Source organism: Pedobacter montanisoli, from assembly GCF_022809115.1.
In the GTDB taxonomy this organism is placed as follows: Bacteria; Bacteroidota; Bacteroidia; order Sphingobacteriales; family Sphingobacteriaceae; genus Pedobacter; species Pedobacter montanisoli.
Genome location: NZ_JALGBH010000001.1, coordinates 937,021 through 958,583 on the forward strand (window position 1 = coordinate 937,021; position 21,563 = coordinate 958,583).

Here is a 21,563-nt window from a genome sequence, read left to right on the forward strand (position 1 = left end):
AGAAAGGAATATAACTATCTGAGCTCTATTTCAGATTTGCCCATTACACTACCACCTGAATATAAGATCAGTGTATATATACCCTTCATAAATTGACGAGGGTTTATCCAATCAATTTTATAACGGGTATTATCGTTGTTAAAAGAGAATTCAATGGCTGTGCTGTATTGCATTTTTTGACCCTCAGCTTCAAACATGTTGTTCTCATCTGCAATTAAATTGCCAGCCGGATCAATTACCCTTAAAAATACCCTGTGGTATTTTTTCTCAGCCAGGTCGTTAGGCACAAGCGCAAAATCTATAGTAAGCTGATTGGCCGTGCTTGCTCTGGTAACTCCCGTAATCTTGCCGCTTTGTTTGATCTTAAAAGCGCTAACTTTAATGTCGTAGGCTTTTAGAGATTCTCCTACTCTAACCTTGGCAGTCAGCTTCTTATTTTCTTTTTCTAACTTTACATTCTTATCGTTAGAAGTAGTGACAACTGATTTCAAGCTATCGCGTTCACCTTTCAGATAAACGTTCTCTTGCTCTAATAAGGTAACCTTGTTGTTGTATATTTTAACGAAATTGCGCAGGTTAGAAATTTTTTCACCGGCCTCATCCAGATCCTTCTGGGTAAGCTCGCCTCTGCGTAAAGCTTCTTTTAATTCTTCAATTTTTTGACGGGCATGATTCTGCTCTTCTATCAGTTTATCATTTAGATTTACATTAGAGAGGTTTACACGATCTAATTCGACCTCAATTTTTTCAACTTCTAATTTTAAGCGTTCCTGTTCAGTATTTAAAGAAGCAGAAGGAGAAGAAGAGGCACTACTTTTATTGCTGAAATACAAATAGCCATTTATACCTAGCAGAGCTGCTATAACAACCATTAAAAAATAAACCTTGGTTTTATCGGTCTTATTACGAGTGTTATCTGCCTGCATTATAAATAATCAAAAATCCTCTATTAAAAATAAACGACTAACTTAACAAAAAAAATAAAAGTAAAAAAATATGCACCTTTGTATCAAAATTATCAATTAAGCGTTATTACATTAATTCTTAAAATCAGCTACCTTTAAATTTTTGAACAAGAAGCCTGTTTTCATGCAAAAAACCAAACGTTACGTACAACTTTTATCTGTCTTATGCATTCTGTTTACCATTCCGAAAATAGTAAACGCTCAAAGTGAAGAAAAAATTGCACCCAAACGTGAATTTAGAGGTGTATGGATAGCCAGTGTAACCAATATAGATTGGCCTTCAAGGCAGGGATTAACCGCAGAGCAGCAAAAGCAAGAGTTAATTGGCATATTAAACCAGCATAAGGCCAATGGAATAAATGCAATTGTTTTACAGATCAGACCCACAGCTGATGCGCTTTATGCAAAATCACGTGAACTTTGGAGCCACTGGTTAATGGGTAAACAAGGGCTAAAACCTGCCGAAGGTTATGATCCCTTACAATTTGCAATTAAAGAAGCACATAAACGAGGTATGGAGCTACATGCCTGGTTTAATCCTTATAGAGCTACAATGAGTGCCAATGCGGTTACCGCTGCAGATCATATTACTAAAACCAAACCTGAGCTTTTTTATACTTATGGCGGGCAAAAATTATTTGATCCTGGATTGCCTGAAAACAGAGAATACATTACACAGGTAATTTTAGATGTGGTAAAAGAATATGATATAGATGGCGTTCATTTCGATGATTATTTTTACCCTTATCGTATTGCAGGACAGGTTATTAAAGATAGTGCTACTTTTGCAAAATACCCAAATGGCTTTACGAAGATTGACGATTGGCGTAGAAATAATGTGGATTTGCTGGTGAAGATGGTAAGCGACAGTATACACTACTATAAGAAGTACGTTAAATTTGGAATAAGCCCCTTTGGTATCTGGAGAAATTACCGAGAAGATACATTGGGTTCTAAAACAAACGGACTTTCTAATTACGGTGAATTGTATGCGGATTCAAGAAAATGGGTAAAAGAAGGCTGGGTAGATTACATCAATCCGCAGATTTATTTTGCTTTCAACAGATCAGCGGCTCCTTTTGGGGTATTGTTGGACTGGTGGGCTAAAAATACTTTTGGAAGGCATTTATATATAGGACAGGCTGCCTATCTGGTAAATGTTTCAAGAGAACAGGCATGGCGCACTCCTTCAGAAATCCCTAATCAGATTAGGGCAATAAGAGCCAATGATAAAGTGCAGGGAAGTGTGTTTTTTAGCTCGAAATCCTTATCAACCGTGGCTAGAGGAGTAGCAGATTCTTTGAGAAACGATTTTTATAAGTATCCTGCATTACCACCTCAGATGTCTTGGATTGATAATGTGCCTCCCAATGAGCCACAGGATTTGAATGCAGAGCTTACGACCGATGGCATAAGATTAAAATGGCACAAACCGATAAAAGCTAAGGACGGAGAAACGGCTTCGGGTTACGTGGTTTATAGGTTTGAAGAAGGAGATAAAGTCAATATTCAGAATCCTAAAAATATTTTAAACCTCAGTTTTGAAGATAATACTTTTTATCTTGATCGTAGTGCTGAAAAAGGAAAGCAATATACCTATGTAGTAACAGCTTTAGATCGGATTAAGAATGAAAGTGAACCGAGTGATTCTGTAAGTATAGAGCGACCTTAAGTTATTTTTCTATTCAGGTAGGTTGTCAATAATTTCAGCTAAATAAAGGTCGGTAAAACCATAAATTGGATATTTCTTCCAAAATAAATGGATCATTTCTGTTTGATCTGTAATCCCTTTTTGCTTGAGATTTAGAAAAAATGTTTCGATAAGATTAAAGCCATCCTTTTTAAGGTAGAGACCTGTATAAGCTTTTAAGGCAGGCTTAAGTAAATGCAGATGATCAGATCCATTGGTATCAAGCGCCGATAAAAACTTAATATCTTGTTTAGTAAATGCATGCCAAACTTGTGAAGCTACTTTAAGATCGTTCTTATTTAACAGTTCTCTGGTAGGGTACAGGCTGCTGAGTTGGGCGGCATTAAGTTGACCTAAACCTCTAAAATCTTCAATACCCTCAAACTTATCAGGGCAGATCAATTCTATTTTAAGATCTGGATGTAGCTTTCTAGAAATGAGATCCAGTACACAAATCAGATTAATCTGGCAAACAACATCAAATTCAAACCATAATACAACGTCTTTATATTGATTTAACCGGTTCAGTTTTTCAATTTCTTTTAACACTTGCTGATCATAATCGGTTGGAGCAACATGGTAGGTCTCACAAATGTAATCCTGTCTGGTTTTCCAAAAATTTTGTTCCGCTACCGGACCTTGCGCCAATACCTCGTTCCAAGTAAGCGTGTCGCCTTCTATAGCTGTCTGCTTAAATATTTCGAGGGTGGCTTCGCCATTAAGAATGTGTAAGATCTTGTTCATATCAGAAAGATACAAAAATAACAGGCTGCTCAAAGAAGCTAGATACCTGGTATCCTAAAGTTTCAGGATCTTAAGTATAGCTTTTGAACAGCCTGTTTAGATTAATTATCTGCTAAGATTATTTTTCAGGCACCAATACCAAACGAATGTAATTATCTCCGTTCAGGTATTTTTGAGCAGCAGTTTTAGAGCTCTCAACCGTTACATTATTAATACGCTCTTTGTTGCTTAACACCTGATTAATATCATCATTATTCTTTAACCGGGTACTTAAATAAGATAACCAGTAGCCATTTTCACGTAAATTCAATTCTTCCTGCCTTAACTCTTCAGATTTAAATTTAACAAGATCTTCGCTGGTAGCGCCATTTTGTTTGAAAGTATTTACTTCTTCTAAAGCAGCGTTGATCAGCTTATCTACATTGGCTTTTGCGCAATTAAAAGATATGGTAAAATAATAATGTGCTTTTGGTAATTTATCAATACTTAACGAAACATTAGGACTATATACGCCACTTTCTTTTTCACGAAGCCTTTCAAGTATCTTGATTTCCAAGGCAGCCTTTAATGCATCTAATTGAATATTATTAACCGCATTGTATTCATAATCATTATGGAAGATAAGTTGAACGGTTGCTTTGTCTTCAATGCCCTTACGAACAGTTTTTGATACTTTCCCTTTAGGCGGATAAATACCCAGATCAACAAAATCTTCGTTACGGTTTAAGGCAGGTAGGCTACCTAGGTATTTGATAATAAGAGGTTTTATTTTTTCAACATCAAAATTTCCTACAAATACAAAAGTCTGCCCACTTAAATCGGCAAAACGGTCTTTATAAAAAGCATAAGCTTTATCTAAAGAAATTTGGTCAATATCAGTTAACGTGGTTGGCATAGCTCTCTTATGGTAATTTCCCATTACTGCCTGAACGGTATCGGCAAATACACTTGCCGGATTACTGTTTTTATTGGTTACGATTACTTTATAATCACTGATGTTCTTATTAAAGATTTCGGCATCTTTTCTTGGCTCTGTTGCGTATGCATATATAAGTTGGAAAGCAGTTTCAATATCTTTAGGAGAAGTACTACCTGAAAAACCCTGAAATTCGGTATCGATATATGAACGCACACCAGCAGTACTACCTGCTAAATACTTGCTAAGCTGCGTAGGGTTAAATGGACCTACACCACTTTGTGCAATAAGGTTGGCATTATCTGCCGAAAGAAAATTATCATCCTTGGCCAAAGAAGTTCCACCTCTGCCAAAAGAAGTAAAAATAATCTGGTCATTTTTAAAATCGGTAGGTTTAAGTACCACTTTTATGCCATTGTTAAGACTTAAAGTTGTAACGTTTAGCTGCTTATTGGTAGCCTCGTTTACAATACTGCCTCCTTTAGGGCTTTGTGCAATCAAAGGCTGGTTAATCTTATCGTCAACATAAGGCGTAACATTGTTTCCTGCATTTTTTAGAACAGCCAATAGTTGCTGTTCTGTTGGGAGATTTGCTTTTTCTTTTTCAGGCGCTTGGACAATAACGATCTGGTTGGTTTTGCCAACCATATTTTTAGCCACTTGGTTAATTTCTTGCGCCGTAACATTTTTCAGTATATTTTTTGCCAACTCGTAAGTATAATTATCAGAAGGCATAGCTGCACCCGTTAAGAAATTATCAAGATAACGTTGTACATAAGCTGCAGATTTGGTTTTATTTTGTTCTTTATGCTGTTTCTCGATGCCAGCATCCATTTTCTTTTTGACTGTTTCTATTTCACTATTAGTGAAGCCAAATTTGGCCATACGCTCATTTTCTGCAAGCGCTGCGGTTAAAGCTTTTTCGAGCTCATTACCACTTTTAGCAACGGCAAAGGTAGTTAGAGCACTTAAGCCCCATACAGCACCACCTTGATAAGGGCCATAAATGCTTTGAGCAGCTAAGAAAGGAGCATTGCCTTTTTGTGTAATTTCTGCTAAACGGGCTCCCAGCATACTGTTTACTAAACTTTGAATTAATCTGGATTTGTAATCCTGTTCTGTAACTACAGGGCCTTCTTTATGCTTGTAAATAACTTGTGCAATATTATAAGGTTGTTCAGCATCTGTAACGATCTTTACTAAAGGAGTTGTATTATCAGGAATACTATAATTTAAGCGAGGTTTTTCATTTTTAGGATTACTGAAACCTGAGAAGTTTTCTTTGATCAGCTTTTCAACTTCATTTACATCAAAATCTCCCACAGCAATTACACTTTGTAGGTTGGGTCTATACCAATCATGGTAAAAATTCCTGATTTTATCGTGCGTAAAATTGTTTAAAATCTCAACGGTTCCTATAGGGATACGTTTTGCATATTGAGAATTGCCCAGTAAAAAAGGAAATAGCTCCTTAGACATACGTTGTGCGGCATTTTTGCCACGTTGTCTGTCTTCTTCAACAATTACGCCTCTTTCATTATCAATATCTTCACCGTTCATATTTACTTTTCCAGCCCAGTTTGCTAAGATTTTGAAGCCTGTTTTAAAAACTTCGGCACTGTCTGTAGGAATAGGTAGCTGATATACCGTTTGATTAAAAATTGTATAAGCATTTAAATCGGCTCCAAATCTTACGCCTGCTTTTTGTAGGTAATTGATGATTTCATTCTTAGGAAAATCTTTAGTGCCATTAAAAGCCATATGCTCTGTAAAGTGGGCCAAGCCTAACTGATTATCGTTTTCCATCAAAGAACCAACTTTATTAGCGAGATAAAGTTCTGCGCGGTTTTTAGGTTCTGAATTTTTACGGATATAATAAGTTAAGCCATTGGCTAATTTGCCAGTCCTCACCTCACTGTCAGTAGGCATAGCCTTACCACTGTTGGACTTGTTAACAGCTTTGCCTGCAGGAGCAGCTCTTTTTTGAGGCGCAACTTGTGCTATGGAAGGTTGGGCATAAATCCAGGCTGCTGTACACAATGCAATGAGGAATTGATGTTTTTTCATAACTATTTTAGCTAAAGGGGATTGATATTATAGATTTGTTACAATATTAATAAAATGTCGATGAATTAATGGCAGAACATGTAATTCTGTCGGGTGTATAAAAATTAAATTAAGCAAAGCGAGGTTCTTTGATAAAAAATGAACAGATTTTTGTACAATCATTCATAAATTCTGTTATATACTACACTTCCTGTATGCTGATAAAGCCAGTAAATTAAATGAAATTGTATTGAAAATAAATCCTTCCTTACTGTCGGGTCATCTTAAAGTCATTAAACAATGGAATAAGCCGACTTGGCAAAATACTTGCAATAACTGAAACTGTAAATACGTTTTGAAGATGTAGTTCAAAAATTAGAAAGTAAAATCGGATGATTTTAAAAAAAAATTAAAACAAATTATTTAGATAATTGTTTTAATTATAATTTGATCAAAAGCATCCTCGCTAGAGGGTATTCTTCATAAATAGTTTGTTTGGTTTATTTTCCAGTAGGGGTTGTGCCCTACTGGATTTTTTGTTTTATACCCATTTTAATTAAGCTGAAATAAATTTATACTTTTGGCTGTTATGACAGAGTTTATACAGCAATACCTCATACAAAACGGAGCCTTGGAATGGCTTGGTGTATTTACAGGGATACTCTGTGTCTGGCTCGCTGCAAAAAATAACATCTGGAACTGGCCTTTTGCAATCATTAGCGTTGCCATTTATATCTTTATTTTTTTTGAAACGAAGCTGTATGCCGATATGGGGCTACAGTTTTACTTTATGGTCATGAATATTTATGGCTGGTATTACTGGAGCAGGAATAAAGATAAGGCTACCCAAAGACCTATAACTTTAATGCATAAAGGAGAATGGATTTTTGCCATATTTGGTGTAATTGCATTTACATTGCTATTGGGATTTACCCTGCATAAGAATACAGATGCCGCTTTTCCTTTTATAGACAGCTTTTGTACGGCATGTAGTTTAATCGGGCAATTTTTCTTGGCCAGAAGGGTTCTGCAAAACTGGCTGATATGGATATTTGTTGATTTAATTTATGTAGGTATTTATTGTGCAAAAGGACTTTATCCTACTGCGGGTATGTATGCTTTATACATATTTATTGCCTATATGGGCTATAAAGACTGGAAAACGATTTACAGTGAACAGAAAAATTAAGAAAATAGCTGTTGTGGGTCCGGAAAGTACGGGTAAATCTACTATGGCCAAACAACTCTCAAAATACTATAATGTACCCTGGGTGCCAGAATATGCACGTTATTATTGTGCCAATTTAACAGAAGCCTGTACGCTACAGGACGAGGTAAATATGTTTTATGGTCAAGTGGCCTTAGAAGATTCTGTGGTTGAAAACATGGAAGGAGATTTCCTGATTTGTGATACTACTTTTGTAACGGTTAAAATATGGAGTGATGCTTTTTTCGGGCAAACTCCGGAGGTGGTTTTAGAGGCATTAAAACAACGGGAATATGATTTTTATGTGCTTCTGGATATAGACCTGCCTTGGGAAGATGACCCTTTACGAGATTTTCCTAATCAAAGAGAACACTTTATGCAGGTTTGGCATGACGAATTAAAAGCGCTTAATGCCAATTATAAACTGGTTTCGGGCGTTGGAGAGCAACGTTTAGATAATGCAATTAAAGTAATAGATGAATTCCTGCTGTCAAAAATCTAAGAGGACTTGTATTTGAAATCTAAATTTAGGTATAGTAAAATATTATTTTATACAATTGCCTTAATCACGAGCAAACGGTATTAAATTTTGCTTTTCAAAAAAAAGCATATCTTTGTCGTATCAAAAAGGGGTGCCTTGTTTTGCATAAACACAAATAAAGGCTGAGATCATACCCATTTTAAAGAAAGAAGATAAGGTGTTACACCCAAATCAGAAATCTTTAAATACACCTGATCCAGGTAATGCTGGCGTAGGGAATGGCTTATGAAGTTTAACTAAGGTTGGTAGTAACCCCTACTATCGGCAGGGTTTAACTAAAAAAGAAACAAAAAACTTGAAAAAAATGATGTTAGCCGCATGGTTTGCGGTGCTGTGTCCGTTTTACGTATTGGCACAGTTTGGTATTTCGGGAAAAGTTACCGAAAGTGAAAAAGGCAGCGTATTAGCAGGAGCAACAGTTAGAATTAAACAGAATGGAAAAGTTGCGATTGCCGATAAATCTGGTAATTACAATTTCAATAACCTATCAACAGGAAACTACACTTTACAGGTAAGTTTTATTGGTTTTGAAGCTCAGGAAAAAAATGTTCACTTAGACACAGATAAAGAGCTCAGTTTTAGCTTGAAACCATCTGCCTTTTTAGGCGAGGAAGTGGTCGTAAGTACAACACGGGCAGGGAATAAGGCAGCAGCTACTTTTAAGGATATTGATAAAGAAACGATCACAAAAAATAATTTCGGACAAGATTTGCCTTTTATCCTGAATAATACACCGGGAGTTGTGGTAACTTCTGATGCTGGTGCAGGTGTAGGTTACACGGGCATACGCCTGAGAGGAAGTGATGCTACCAGAGTAAATGTAACCATTAACGGTATTCCATATAATGATAGTGAGAGTCAGGGTACATTCTGGGTTAATATGCCTGATTTTGCGTCTTCTGTAGATAACATACAAATCCAGAGAGGCGTGGGTACCTCAACCAATGGTGCCGGTGCTTTTGGTGGAAGTTTAAACATACAGACTACGGCCAGTGAACCAGAGGCCTATGCAGAATTAAATAACACTTATGGCTCATATAACACCTGGAAAAATACCATAAAAATAGGGACAGGTTTAATTCAGAATAAATGGAGTTTTGATGGCCGTCTATCGAGAATAAAATCAGATGGTTTTATAGACAGGGCATCATCAGATCTTAAATCTTATTTTCTATCTGGAGCTTACCATGGTAAAAACGATTTGTTAAGAGTTAATGTTTTTGGCGGCAGTGAAAAAACCTATCAGGCATGGAATGGTGTGCCAGAAGCTAAATTGCGAAACGATAAAGCCGCATTACTAACACACTATTTAAATAATAAAGGACAATTGTATTTTACCAAGGAAGATTCGCTTAATCTTTTTGATGCAAATAACCGCACTTACAATCAGTTCCTGTATAAAGATCAGACGGATAACTATCAGCAGAACCATTATCAGGCCTTATATGCACGATCTTTTTCTGAACATTTTTCATTTAACGGAGCATTGCATTATACTACAGGTAAAGGGTATTATGAAGAATATAAAAACAGTCAGAAATTATCTAAATACGGCTTGGATAATGTAGTTATAAATGGTACTACCATATCTAAAACAGACCTGATCAGAAGACGTTGGTTAGATAATAACTTATATGGCCTTACTTATGGCTTTAACTATACGCCAGAAAGCAATCTCCAGTTTACATTGGCAGGAGGATACAACCAGTACAGAGGTAAACATTTTGGGCAGGTAATTTGGGCAAAATTTGCAAGCAACGGAGATAATGACAGACATTATTACGATAACAAAGCCAACAAAGATGATTTCAATACTTACCTGAAAGTGAATTATAGTCCATTGGCATCATTAAATTTATTTGCAGACTTGCAATACCGTTATATCAATTATAATATTTTAGGTACAGATAAGAACATTAACCAAATCAATCTGAAAGATCAGCTCAAATTCTTTAATCCTAAGATAGGAGCAAGCTATTTTATCAATCCTAACTCAAACTTTTATGCTTCTTTCAGTATAGCCAATAAAGAACCAAGTAGGGATGATTATATTAATGCCGATGCTGGTAAATTACCTAAATCGGAACGATTAAATGATCTGGAGGCAGGTTATCGTTTAAAAACAGAAACATTGAATTTAGGGGCTAACGTATATGGTATGTGGTACAAAGATCAGTTGGTGGTTACAGGAAAAGTGAATGATGTGGGTGAGTATTACCGTCAGAACGTTGATGACAGTTACCGGTTAGGTATTGAAATGGATGCAAGTTACATTTTCTCTAAATATTTTTCTGTGTTGGCCAATGCAGCCTTTAGCAAAAACAAAATAAAGAACTTCGTAGAATTTATTGATGATTATGATAATGGTGGACAGATAGAAAACAAATATAAAAATGTAGATATTTCCTTTTCTCCAAATACAGTAGTAGCAGGAGAATTGGTATTTACGCCTGTAAACGCTTTTGCATTAAGCTGGCAAAGTAAATACGTAGGGAAACAATATTTAGATAATACACAAAACGATAAAAGGAAGCTGGATGGATATTTAACTAATAATATTCGCTTAGCTTATAACTGGCAGCTAAAAGGGACTAAAAATATCAATATAGCGGTATTGGTAAATAATGTATTTAACAAGAAATATGAAAGCAATGGTTATACCTATAGCTATTATGCCGGCGGATTGGTTACCGAGAACTTCTATTTTCCGCAGGCAGGCACAAACTTTTTGCTGAATGTTAATTTGAGATTTTAATCTGCCTATGATTAAAATAGAAAGGGCTTCAAATTCGAAGCCCTTTTTGTTTGATATCTTTTAAACCTTGATAATAATATTTCTTTTATACATAATCCAAAGGATTACGTACCAGAATAATATAAAAACAATAGCATAAGCAAGTGAAGCATTGAGAGGTGAAAAATAAGGAACAAAGAATGTCTTATAGAAGTATGCCAATGCACCAATCTGTTTGCCGTCGGGTTGATCAAATTTTACCATATTTAATACCCGAGGCATTAATCCCGAAAGGAAAAATACTGTGATGGCATTTACACCGTAAACAACAAAAGGCGTGGTAAATTTTTTGTATTGATTAATATCAATCAACCAGTAACTGGCCGATAAAAACATGGTTGCCAATCCTCCGGTATATAATACATATGAACTGGTCCATAGCGATTTATTGATCGGGAATTGTAAATCCCAGATCAGCCCTGCTATGGTAGTTAAAAAACCTACAGTAAATAACCATGAAATTTTAGTTGAAGGTTCTACATCTTTACGTTTTAAATAAACACCTACCAATACACCAAATAAAGCAGTGGCTATGGCCGGAAGAGTACTCAATAAGCCTTCAGGGTCCCATGTTTTAGCCGCTTTCCACAAATGCGCTTCAGTTAATACTGTACGATCTACCCAGGCAGCTAAATTGGTTTCTTTCTCCAAATTGGCGGGCCCTACTCCCGGTACAGGAACAAAAGTCATTAAGGCCCAATAAACTACCAATAAAGTAATCATTGTGCGCAAAATGTTCTTTTCAGACATTTTTATAAAGATTACCGTAGCAAAAATAAATACGACTGATATGCGCTGCAGAACACCTGGAATACGTACAGTTTTTAAAGACTCTAAAAATGAAAAGTCTGCAAAATTACGCGGGAACATGGCGAGTATAAAACCCAATAGATATAAAGTGATAGACCTTTTTAATGCTTTTAATATAATTTGTTTATGAGTAGTTTTATCTGACTTTTTTGAACCCATAGCATAAGCTATAGATACACCCACAATAAAAAGGAAGAAAGGGAAAACCAGATCTGTTGGTGTGCAGCCATTCCAGGTGGCGTGTTCTAAAGGAGGGTAAATATGAGCCCAGCTTCCTGGGTTATTTACCAATATCATAGCGGCAACAGTAAGACCTCTAAAAAAATCCAGAGATAATAACCTCTGAGGTTTGGATGTCATAAAAAAATCTCCTATAAATAGTTCAAAAACTAAATATAGGAGATAATTTTTTAAAGTAAGTAATTTTAATAACGGTAACGAACAAATGCTTCCATAGCCTCATAATCGGCAAGGCCCAGATCGTCATATATTTTTGCTGTTTCGCGGTTTCTGTCTTCAGCACGTTTCCAAAACTCTCTAGAGTCATCTCCAGGAAATACCGCCCTGTCTTTTTGTGACTGATGTTTGAAAATGGCCATTTTTTTACGTTCAACTTCTTGTGGACTAAGTGGCACAGCCATTTCAATCTCATAAGGCTCAAACTCTAACCATGCGCCTCTGTACATCCATAGCCAGCAGTCATTTACCCAGCTTTCTGTTTTTTGTAAACGTCTTAATGCTTCTACAATAATATTAAAGCAGATAATGTGTGTGCCATGTGGATCTTCAAAATCTCCTGCAGCAAAAACCTGTTGAGGCTTTACTTTTTGTAAAAGCTCCATGGTTAGCTCAATGTCTTTATCTGTTACAGCGTTTTTAACCACCTTACCACTTTCATAGAACGGCAATGCCATAAAGTGTATATGGTCATCAGGTAAACCGCAATAACGGGCTCCTGCAATGGCTTCTCCCTTTCTGATCAGTCCTTTTACTGCTTTTAATTCATCGGTATCAACCTGATTAGGTTTCTTATTAGCGATAAAATTTCTCATTTCGTTATAGGTTCTTCTCATTTCTGTTTGATCAAAACCCATTTTTTCTGAGAAATCTATGTTAAACTCAACAAATCTAAGCGCATCATCATCCCATACAGCTGTATTACCCGAAGTTTGGTAAGCTACATGCACATCATGATGCTGATCTACCAAACGAATAAACGTACCACCCATAGAAATCACATCATCATCTGGATGTGGAGAAAAAATGATAGATCGTTTTTTTGCAGGCATAGCTCTTTCAGGACGTTGACTGTCGTCTGCGTTAGGTTTACCTCCTGGCCATCCGGTAATGGTGTGCTGTAAATGATTAAAGATCTGTATATTGATATTGTAAACTGGCCCTTGTTCTGTAGCGAGCTGAGCCATGCCATTATTATTGAAATCGTCTTCCGTTAACTTTAAGATGGGTTTTCTTAATTTTCTGGCTAGCCAGATCACAGCTTTACGTTTGAGCTCTTCTGTCCAGGTACAGTCTTTTACCAGCCAGGGTGTATCAAATCGGGTTAGCAAACATGCTGCATCCTCATCAAGAATAAATTCAACGCTATCTGAAAGCTGTAAATAAGTTGCCGGAACATCACTTGAAATTTCTCCTTCTACAGCTTTTTTAATAATAGGTGCTTTTTTCTTGTTCCAGGCCATTAATACAATTTCTCTGGCTTTGAAAATGGTGCCGATGCCCATTGTAATGGCTTTGGTTGGTACGTTAGATTTACCACCAAAATCTCTGGCGGCGTCTCTTCTTGTTAAATCATCTAAAGTAACCAGACGAGTTCCAGAATTAGGCGCAGAGCCAGGCTCATTGAAACCTATGTGTCCTGTTCTACCTATACCTAATATTTGAATATCTAACCCACCGAAGTTTTCTATTTTGTTCTCGTAAGCTAAACAATATGCCTGGATATCATCAAGAGCTAAAGTGCCATCTGGTACATGAATATTGTTTTTATCAATGTCAATATGATTAAACAAATGATCATTCATAAAAGTGACATAGCTTTGTGCAGCATTAGGTTGCATTGGATAATATTCATCCAAATTAAAAGTAACCACATTTTTAAAGCTTAGTCCTTCCTCTTTGTGCAACCTTACCAGTTCGGCATAAACTGCAATTGGAGTTGCACCGGTAGCTAAGCCTAAAACTGCATTCTCGTTCTTTTTCTGCTTTTCTTTAATCAGATTAGCAATGCGGTGAGCAACATGTAAAGAAGCTTCTTTAGGATTTTTAAATATCGTTACGGGAAGTTTTTCGAACCTCGTTTCTTCTAAGAGATTTAATCGTGCCATTAATCTTATTTTAAATTAAACGGAGCAGTAAATATATATAATGTTGTGCCGAAAAAAAAACGTATAATTAACCCAGTAATAGAGTTTTTAAGTGAAAAGGGCCTTTAATGGTGTTTAAAACGATAGATTGCTTTTTTAATTTTTTTAAAAAGTTTTTAGTATTCATATTTCAAGACATTTTTCAATAGAAATATATGTTAAATCAGGTTGCATTGCTTTATCATAAGGCACAAAAAGAAGAGAAATTGATTATCGGCTTAATGTCTGGTACTTCAATGGATGGTTTAGATATAGCACTATGCTCGTTTAAGGGTTCAGGCACTTCTACCCAAATCAGATTACTTGAGTTTAAAACAGCAGACTATACAGATTTGTTCAGGCAAAGGGTAAAATCTATTTTTTCTAAACAAACGGTAGATCTGCAAATGGTATGCATAATGAATGAGGAAATAGCCATTACACATGCAGAATTAATTAACAACGCTATTAGAGAATGGGGTTATAAAAATGAAGATATTGATTTTATTGCCAGCCATGGACAAACCATTTTTCATGCCCCTAAATTGTTACACCAGATTTCTGATCTGCCTAACGCTACTTTACAAATAGGAGATGGTGATCATATTGCTGTTAAAACGGGTATTATTACTATCGCTGATTTCAGACAAAAGCATATTGCTGCAGGGGGTGAAGGAGCTCCGTTGGCCGTATATGGTGATTACTTGATTTTCTCAAAAAAAGGAGAAGACCGGATTATGTTAAATATTGGCGGAATTGCCAACTATACTTTTTTGCCAGGAGATCTGAATGCTTCTAAAGTCTTTTCAACAGATGTGGGGCCAGGAAATACCTTGATGGATCAATATATTCAAAACCATTTTGAAGGTTTGTATTATGATAAAGATGCAGCAATAGCAAAACAAGGAAAACTAAGCCAGGCACTTCTGGAAGAACTTATGCAGAATTCTTTTTTTGAGGGGGCTTTTCCTAAAACAACAGGCCCAGAGCTATTCAGTTTAGAATATCTAAACAAAGCTCAGATTCAGAGTAATACAGAAGATCTCAGCAAAGAAGATGTAATGGCTACACTGGTGCATTTTTCTGCAGCCACTATTGCTGAGGCTATTTTGCGTGAAGCCAATCAATGGGCTTCATTTAATATCTATATGAGTGGGGGAGGGATGCATAATCCTTACCTTGTCGAACAGCTTAAGCGATTAATTCCTAATGGGGTTTTTAAAACTACAAAAGACCTCGAAATAAATCCAGATGCCAAAGAAGCCGTATTATTTGCTTTGTTGGCAAATGAAACAGTTTCTGGCAATTCTGCTGTTAATCTTGGTAAAGAAGGCGTGCCTCCGGTTTTTATGGGTAAAATATGCTTGCCTAAATAGGTATTATATGATTTCTAAGTCCTTAGATCTGTAAGGATTTAACCTTGGATCATTTGCATCAAGTTCAGTAATAAGGTATTGGATACTTTCTAAAGAAGAAACTCTTAATCTGAAAGAAGTATCTAATTTTTCAGAGATACATAAAACAGCAGCTTTTCTTGACGAATTTAGCATGGTTTTTTTTAGCTGGTTAATTTCCCAGTCGGTATCGGTCAAACCATTTACGGGGTGTAGTGCGCTGGTACCTAATAAACAAAGATCTGCTTTAATATCATTTAACTGATTAATTACGTGCCCTCCATAAGTTACTTGCGAATTTTTAGAGAACAAGCCGCCAATTAATATGACTTCAATTCTGCTAAATTTAGCTAATTCAACTGCTACGAGCGGGCTAATGGTAAAGAAAGTGGCTTCTAAATGCTGAGGTAATTGTTTAACCATCTCTATAATGGTTGTGCCACCTCCGGTTAAAACAACAGAGCCATCTTTAATTAAAGGTAATGCTTTTTTTGCAATGGCAATTTTTGTATCCTTAGCATATACTGTGCTATCATCAAAAGATGATTGGTAGGATTTTGACAGCGCTCCGCCATGAACCTTATATAAAAGATTCTCGCTGGCCATTTCCTGTAAATCTCTTCTTACAGTATCTTCTGAAACGTTTAATAAGTGAACTAAATCTGAAGTAAGAACCCTATTATGAAGATTGATTAATCTCATTATAGCATCTTGTCTTTCTTTTTTTAACATAAACAGGTTGGTTAGTGATAGCGCTAATATAAAAAAAATGCTGGTATGTGCAGGTTTTCGGAGTAAAATATAGGAAGCTATGTTATAAATATAGAAAAAACATTTTTTTTTGTCGAAATATAATTTCTAAATTTACTTAGAATAAGGGTTTTTGCGGGTTTGTTCTGGCCCTTACTCAAAATAAACATTAGCTAAATAATTAAAATCAATTAAATTCATTTGTATGAACAAAAAACTACTCATGATCCTTTTGGGTGTTTTGGTATTTGTTGGGCAGGTTGTTGCTCAACAAGTTGCAATTACTGGAAAGGTTACCGGAGCAGAGGATGGTTTGCCTATTCCTGGGGCTTCTATAAAAATCAAAGGGAAAAGTACCGCTGTGCAGACAGAATCTGACGGTCGATACTCTATTAAGGCAAACAAGGGAGATGTACTGCAATTCTCATTTCTTGGTATGCAAACAAAAGAAGAAACAGTAGGAACTGCTTCTGTAATAAATGTTGCATTAAAAGACGATAACACTAACTTGAATGAAGTAGTGGTTGTAGGTTATGGCACACAGAAGAAAGCAAATTTAACGGGTGCCGTTAGCACTGTAAATGTAGCTCAAACTTTTGAAAGCAAGCCTTTAAGTGACCCTACAAAAGCATTACAAGGTACAGTACCAGGGTTAACAATTACCTATGGTAATGGTGGACTTACCAGCGCACCAAAAATCAATATTCGCGGCATTGGGTCTATAAATGGTTCTAGCTCGCCTCTGATTTTAGTGGACAATGTTGAAACTTCTGATTTGTCCATTATTAATCCTAATGATATTGAAAGTGTTTCTGTACTTAAAGATGCTGCCTCTACATCAATATACGGTGCAAGAGCTGCTTTTGGTGTTGTATTAATCAAAACCAAAACAGGTAAAAGAAATGAGCAAACCTCGGTAAGCTACTCTAATAATTTTTCTTGGAATAAAGCAACAGTTTTACCTGATTTCTCTGATCCTGTTCCAGAATTAACTGGATTAATCGAAGCATCTAAAAGAGCAGGGACAACCACTCCTGAACTTTTTGGTATGGAAATGGAAACTTTGAAAGCCGGTATTGCTAATTGGCAGCAAAAATATCAAGCCACTAACACCGGAAAAGAAATGATTTTGGGACAAGATTTCGATTATGTCGGTGGAAGAGTATACTTCTTTAAAGTTTGGGACCCTAAAAAAGAAATGCTGAATAATTACACTAATCAAAATAACCACAATTTAACAATTAGGGGTGGAAGCGAAAAAGTTGGTTATTATTTATCTAGTGGATATAGCAATGAAGGTGGAATTTTCAAACTAAACCCAGATGAGGTAAATAAATACAACATCACTGCTTCTGTTAACGCAACCGTTACAAATTGGTTAGATGTAGATGCAAAAATGTTGTTCCGTAATTTCAGGTATGACTACCCTATGTCTTATTATTCTACTGGTGATTGGTATTATTTTTGGCGTTGGGGATCATATTTTCCTTATGGTACCTATAATGGAAATTATTTCAGGCATTTACCGGCTTACCAAGCAGGGGCACAAAACAGTAATCTTTCTTCTAACTATAATCGCATAGATTTAGGAGCGACAATTAAGCTTACTAAAGATTTAAATATCAGAGCAGATTATACCATTGGAAGAGACAATGCCTTAAGACATGTGGTTGGGGGTAAAATTATGGCATATGATTTTTGGACTGCTGGAACTCCTCCTTTATTAACTGATGTTTCTACAGCAACTCAGGATATGGTAAGATACGCCAGTTCAAGAGCATTAGTAAATACTTTAAATGCGTTTGCTACTTATACCAAAACTTTTAAAAACGACCATAACTTGAAATTAATGGGCGGTGCTAATGTTGATAGTTATGATTCTTTTGGTTTAACCGCTGAGAAAAGAAAGTTATTAGATCCTGCTATGGGTGAAATCAACTTAGCTACAGGTGATCAATTTGCTTCTGGTACAAGAGCACGCTATGCATATACTGGATTTTTCTCAAGGATTAACTATGATTATAAAGGTATCTATTTATTAGAGTTAAACGGCCGTTATGATGGTGCATCATCTTTCTCTAAAAAGGACCGATGGGGCTTTTTCCCTTCAGGATCTTTAGGTTATAGATTATCTGAAGAGAAATTCATGCAGTTTTCTAAAAAATATATAGATGACTTAAAACTTAGAGCATCATACGGACAATTAGGTAACCAAGATGTTGGTGGCCAATATTATCTAGAAACTATGGCTAATGATAAGGCTAGCTGGATCTCAGGTAATGTATTAGCCCCTACAATCAATCCTCCCATTGCTGTGGCTAACTCATTAACATGGGAACGTGTAAAAATGCTAGATTTAGGAGTTGACGTTAGATTTTTAAAAGACCATATTGGAGTTACTTTTGACTGGTATGAGAGAAATACTACGGGAATGCTTACATCAACTAGTGTACCTGCTACATTTGGGACAGGTGGCCCTAGAGTAAATGGTGGTAACTTAAGAACACGTGGTTTTGAAATAAGTATTGATGGTAGATATAACGTTACTAAAGATTTAAAACTTAATGCAACACTTTCTCTTAATGATAGCAGAAGTATTATTACAGAATGGGATAACCCATCAATGCTATTATCACAGAACTATAAAGGTAAAGAATTAGGAGAAATTTGGGGTTTTGAAACAGAAGGATATTTCACATCTGCAGAAGATGTAGCAGCGTCTCCGAGTCAAGTCGCTTTGCAAAATGGCAACTTCGTATATGGTCCTGGTGATATTAAGTACAAAAATCAAAATGGCGATAATAAAATAGATGGGGGTAAGATGACTCTTTCTGATCATGGCGATTTAGTAAAATTAGGCAACACAAATCCTCGCTATCAATACAGTGCCCGCTTAGGAGGAACTTATAAAGGATTTGATTTTGATGTTTATCTACAGGGGGTAGGAAAAAGAGATTTCTGGGGATTAGGTAACGTAGCTATTCCTTTATATCAGGGTGCAGATATTCTATATGCACACCAATTAGACTATTGGACTCCTGAAAATCCTAACGCTTTTTATCCACGACCATATGTTGGCAATAACGCAACCAAAATTGCAGGTCTTCCAACAAGTGGAAACAACTATTATGTGCAGTCTAAGTACATGATAGATATGGCATATCTTCGATTAAAGAATGTAACTGTTGGATACACGTTTAAAAATGATTTCTTAAATAAATATAAGATCAAATCATTTAGATTATATGTAAGTGGACAGAATTTAGCTGAATTTAAAAACTCAAAATTACCTTTAGACCCAGAGATTACAGACGGTGATAATGGCTTTTTGGGCAGAACATTCCCTTTTGCTAGAATGTACTCTTTTGGTTTAAATCTGAATTTTTAATTTAATAAAAATATGAAAATATTTAAAATATCTTTCCTGCTATCTATTTTTCTGTTAGTGGGAGCATGTAAGAAGTTAGATCTTGGTCCTGCAGACCAGTTCGAAGATTCTAATTTTTGGACAAACGAGAACAACGTAAGAACCTATAGTTGGGAATTCTACAATTTATTTACGGGTTTTGGTACAGGTACTACTGCAGATTTTTATTTCTCTGCATTTTCAGATGATCAAGCCACTACCGGCTTTAGTAACTTTGCGGTATCTGCACCTGCTACAAATAGCAACTGGAGTTGGTATTACATTAGAAAAGCTAATATTCTGATAGATCGCGTAGATAAAATAGCATCTCTATCACAAGAAGCGAAAAACCATTGGAAAGGCGTTGGTCGTTTTTTTAGAGCAATGGATTATTTTAACAAAGTAAAACTCTTTGGTGGGGTTCCTTGGATTGATAGCGAACTTGATATAGCTCAAAACGATTTGATCTATAAAAAGAGAGATACCAGAAAGTTTGTAATGGATAAAGTTATGGAGGATCTAGATTTTGCAATTGCTAATCTAAGGGATAATAACTTAAATGAAGTAAATAAATCTGTTGCATTAGCTCTAAAATCTCGTGTTGCATTATTTGAAGGCACATATAGGAAGTATCATACCGAATTAGGATTGCAAGCAGATGCAGAAGCTTATCTAAAAGCAGCCAAGCAAGCTTCCGAAGCTTTAATGACGGGGAAATATATTCTTACTACACAATATGGGCCAGTATATAATTCAATGGATTTAAAAGGAAATACAGAAGTAATTCTTTATAAAGAATATGTTGCTGGAACACTTACGCATTCTGTTATAGGCTATACTGCTTCTACCACAACAATGCACGGTTTAACAAAATCTGCAGTAGAGTCATACGTTTATACAGATGGCCTGCCTGTAGGACAATCGCCTTTAGCCACTGGCGATGCAACAATTACTGCCGTTAGAAAAGATCGCGATGACCGCCTTCTGAAAACAATCAGTGATTTTCTTTGCTATCAAGGAAATTTATCTCCACAGGGGTTCAGTTCTAGTACAGGTTATCGCCCAGCTAAGTTCTTAAACTCGGTTTCAAATCAGTTGGCTCCATATAATGAAACAGATGCTCCAATATTTTGGCTTGCGGAGGTTTTACTTAATTACGCTGAAGCTAGTGCTGAGTTAAATGATTTAGGTGTTTATACATTAACTCAAAATGACTTAGATAAATCTGTTAATAAGCTTAGGCAGCGTGCTAATGTTAAACCATTAATTTTATCTGGAACAAACGTAATGTCTGGTATTGCGGGCGATGTTATTATTAATGATCCAAAACGTACTGCTGATATCAGCCCTATTATATGGGAAATCAGAAGAGAACGCAGAACAGAGCTAATGATGGATGGTTTCAGATATAACGATTTAATGCGATGGAAAAAAGGAGAATATTTAGATACTACATTAAACCCTGATTGTATATTAGGTGCTAATGTTCCAAATAATGGCAAAGTAACTAGAAATGCAGCAGGTTATATCATGCCTTATACAGCAACTACTGTAAGGAAATTTATTTCTCCTAAACATTACCTTTCTCCAATACCTACAGGACAAATTTCTTTATATCCAAATAATAATTTGGAACAAAACCCTGATTGGAATTAGCAATTATTTAATATGTTGTTTAAAGCATGAGTAAAATATTTTACTCATGCTTTTTTATTTTAATTAAAATTGAAACAGAGTGTCCGTTTAGAAAACAAAATTGCTAGCATGCTGATTTGTAGGATGATTGCCCCTAGTAGCCGTTCTTGGTAAGAATTTGCGGTTTTTTACGTGTTTAAAGTTTTTGCTTTTTTTAGAAAAAGCTTTTAAAATAGTTTGGAGCCTTTTTTTTTAAAAAAACATTTCTCATATTTACTATCGATAAGGGTTTTTGCGTTTTT

Annotated in this window: 13 protein-coding genes; 7 read left to right on the forward strand and 6 right to left on the reverse strand. The window is 35.8% G+C overall.

The features are described from left to right. Positions 1-14 precede the first annotated feature (14 nt). Positions 15-926, reverse strand: a complete 912-nt coding sequence (locus tag MMF97_RS04095; protein WP_243359492.1) for a hypothetical protein — start codon at positions 924-926, stop codon at positions 15-17. A 163-nt stretch (positions 927-1,089) separates the two neighbouring features. Here MMF97_RS04095 and MMF97_RS04100 point away from each other — a divergent pair, with 163 nt between their 5' ends. After that, positions 1,090-2,637, forward strand: a complete 1,548-nt coding sequence (locus MMF97_RS04100) for a glycoside hydrolase family 10 protein (protein ID WP_243359494.1) — start codon at positions 1,090-1,092, stop codon at positions 2,635-2,637. 9 nt (positions 2,638-2,646) lie between these two features. Here MMF97_RS04100 and MMF97_RS04105 read toward each other — a convergent pair whose 3' ends face one another. Further along, the gene (locus tag MMF97_RS04105) at positions 2,647-3,399 is read right to left on the reverse strand and encodes a DUF1835 domain-containing protein (protein ID WP_243359496.1); all 753 of its coding nucleotides are present in this window, start codon (positions 3,397-3,399) and stop codon (positions 2,647-2,649) included. A gap of 118 nt (positions 3,400-3,517) precedes the next feature. Further along, positions 3,518-6,382: a M16 family metallopeptidase gene (locus tag MMF97_RS04110; RefSeq protein WP_243359505.1), complete on the reverse strand. Its 2,865-nt coding sequence runs from the start codon at positions 6,380-6,382 to the stop codon at positions 3,518-3,520. Positions 6,383-6,950: 568 nt separating this feature from the next. Here MMF97_RS04110 and pnuC point away from each other — a divergent pair. The 3 genes from pnuC (at position 6,951) to MMF97_RS04125 (ending at position 10,864) form a co-directional block, all read left to right on the forward strand. Further along, positions 6,951-7,550, forward strand: a complete 600-nt coding sequence (pnuC, locus tag MMF97_RS04115; protein WP_243359514.1) for a nicotinamide riboside transporter PnuC — start codon at positions 6,951-6,953, stop codon at positions 7,548-7,550. Then, positions 7,534-8,070, forward strand: a complete 537-nt coding sequence (locus MMF97_RS04120; RefSeq protein WP_243359527.1) for an AAA family ATPase — start codon at positions 7,534-7,536, stop codon at positions 8,068-8,070. Before pnuC ends, MMF97_RS04120 begins: the two co-directional genes overlap by 17 nt. A gap of 343 nt (positions 8,071-8,413) precedes the next feature. Beyond that, complete coding sequence (locus MMF97_RS04125) at positions 8,414-10,864, forward strand: TonB-dependent receptor (RefSeq protein WP_243359529.1); 2,451 nt, start codon at positions 8,414-8,416, stop codon at positions 10,862-10,864. 60 nt (positions 10,865-10,924) lie between these two features. Here the strand turns inward: MMF97_RS04125 and MMF97_RS04130 are convergent, their stop codons facing one another. Together MMF97_RS04130 and nagB are read right to left on the reverse strand one after the other, a co-directional pair. Beyond that, positions 10,925-12,073 carry an acyltransferase family protein gene (locus MMF97_RS04130; RefSeq protein ID WP_243359539.1) on the reverse strand — a complete coding sequence of 383 codons (1,149 nt, stop codon included), beginning with the start codon at positions 12,071-12,073 and terminating at the stop codon, positions 10,925-10,927. 65 nt (positions 12,074-12,138) lie between these two features. Beyond that, entirely contained in the window at positions 12,139-14,058 is a 1,920-nt protein-coding gene (gene nagB / locus MMF97_RS04135; RefSeq protein ID WP_243359542.1) for a glucosamine-6-phosphate deaminase, read from the reverse strand. Positions 14,059-14,252: 194 nt separating this feature from the next. On the opposite strand from nagB, the gene MMF97_RS04140 reads away from it, so the two are divergent. Continuing rightward, entirely contained in the window at positions 14,253-15,452 is a 1,200-nt protein-coding gene (locus tag MMF97_RS04140; protein WP_243359551.1) for an anhydro-N-acetylmuramic acid kinase, read from the forward strand. Positions 15,453-15,455: 3 nt separating this feature from the next. On the opposite strand, the gene MMF97_RS04145 is transcribed toward MMF97_RS04140, so the two are convergent. Further along, positions 15,456-16,202, reverse strand: coding sequence for a DeoR/GlpR family DNA-binding transcription regulator (locus tag MMF97_RS04145; RefSeq protein WP_243359561.1), 747 nt, complete (start codon positions 16,200-16,202; stop codon positions 15,456-15,458). 223 nt (positions 16,203-16,425) lie between these two features. Between MMF97_RS04145 and MMF97_RS04150 the strand changes: the two genes are divergently transcribed. Both MMF97_RS04150 and MMF97_RS04155 read left to right on the forward strand, forming a co-directional pair. After that, entirely contained in the window at positions 16,426-19,608 is a 3,183-nt protein-coding gene (locus MMF97_RS04150; RefSeq protein ID WP_243359563.1) for a SusC/RagA family TonB-linked outer membrane protein, read from the forward strand. A gap of 12 nt (positions 19,609-19,620) precedes the next feature. Next, the gene (locus tag MMF97_RS04155) at positions 19,621-21,282 is read left to right on the forward strand and encodes a RagB/SusD family nutrient uptake outer membrane protein (RefSeq protein WP_243359566.1); all 1,662 of its coding nucleotides are present in this window, start codon (positions 19,621-19,623) and stop codon (positions 21,280-21,282) included. Positions 21,283-21,563 lie beyond the last annotated feature (281 nt).